The sequence below is a fragment of the Oleiphilus sp. HI0043 genome, assembly GCF_001634935.1.
On the sequence record NZ_LWEY01001863.1, the window covers coordinates 1 to 1,402 of the forward strand.

The 1,402-nt window shown below is 40.3% G+C and carries 2 protein-coding genes; both read left to right on the forward strand.

What is annotated here, in order from left to right:
- The first annotated feature begins 276 nt into the window (after positions 1-276).
- Positions 277-468: a hypothetical protein gene (locus tag A3729_RS28525; RefSeq protein ID WP_156498006.1), complete on the forward strand. Its 192-nt coding sequence runs from the start codon at positions 277-279 to the stop codon at positions 466-468.
- Between the two features lie 119 nt (positions 469-587).
- Positions 588-1,358 carry a CsiV family protein gene (locus A3729_RS28530; RefSeq protein ID WP_068507104.1) on the forward strand — a complete coding sequence of 257 codons (771 nt, stop codon included), beginning with the start codon at positions 588-590 and terminating at the stop codon, positions 1,356-1,358.
- The last annotated feature ends 44 nt before the right edge of the window (positions 1,359-1,402 follow it).

A 1,402-nucleotide genomic window follows, 5' to 3' on the forward strand; every position in this document is an offset into this window, starting at 1 on the left:
CATAACTTACCAACCTCAACCCCATTAATTTGGCGCGGATATTACCACACCTCACTAACAAGCCCAAAACACAGCCACAAATTTAAAATAGTTGTAAAATCAACTATAATTAGCTGATCTGATGCACGTTATTCAATAGAATACCGCTTCACTTTTACGCAGACACTGACATATTGCTTAGAGTACCAACTTACAATTATGCTCATTCACCTTTTCGAACTGTTAACACTTTGCTTAGTTTTCCTTGCAGCATATCGCGGGCGTTACTATTACCGCGTGACTGCTTTAGAGGGTGCTAACCATGTTCACACCACGAAAAGTAGTTTAGCAAGCGAGCTCCCCGCATTTGTGGCACACTCGCCTACCGAAGCGGTAGAGCCTACAGAAAAACCTGTAGACATGAGTACAGACAAACCAAAGGTGCAAAAAGGTGACGTACTCAATAATTACATCGGTGATTTCTTCTAGCTCATTTCTTTTCGAAAGGTTTGGATTCAAGGCTTAAATTTCTCTGGCTTTAAGTAATGAGAATGGTAGTATTCAGCTAATTTCACTCCAACCTGTAAGAAGGTGAGGCTTTTACGCACGTGTTAACATTGAATACTCTCTACAAGCTCTGTTTTCGAATACTCGCGCTATTTCTTTTGTCTTTCACGATTAACCATGCTTATGCTGAAGATTTCAGCGAAGAAATATTCCAGGTAGAATACATTCTCTTTACTCACCAGGGGCATGTCGAAGCGAATAGAAAGTTTAATCTTGTTCCCTACAATCCACCTCGGCATTCACAATACACTCATTTGATCGAAGGTTTAGAAACCTTATCGAACTTCCAATATGAACAGCTTGATAGTTCATCAATGCAACTCAATGATGCGCTTTCAAAATTAAATAAAAGTAGGGATGTACGCGTCATTAAATATGGCGCTTGGCAACAAGCCATGGAACCAGGCAGCACATTACCCCCACTTCGTATATCTGCGCTGACCGATGTAGTTCAAAATGAAAGCTATTATGGTGAAACTCACCTAGAGGGAACGCTTACTATTAAACGTTCCCGATACATGCACATCGAAGCAGATTTATTTCTTACCAGTTTTTTGTTTTATCCAGAGCGAAACATTTTCGACTGGCTACTTTCGACCAGCACTATTCGACACAAAACTGATTCATTGCTACAAGCATACAAGCCAGACGAAATTGTTTTAAGCAAGCACTCTTCCTCCAGGATACCTAGTCAGGTATTCCGTTTACACCAAAGCCGGCGCTTAAAATATGGAGAAATTCATTATTTAGATCACCCGGCAATCGGTTTAATTGTCACCATTAATAAATTAGAGCCAGAGCCCGAGATCTAGCAGATAGAGCTACTATTATTAGCGTTATCTAGCGACTTATTATG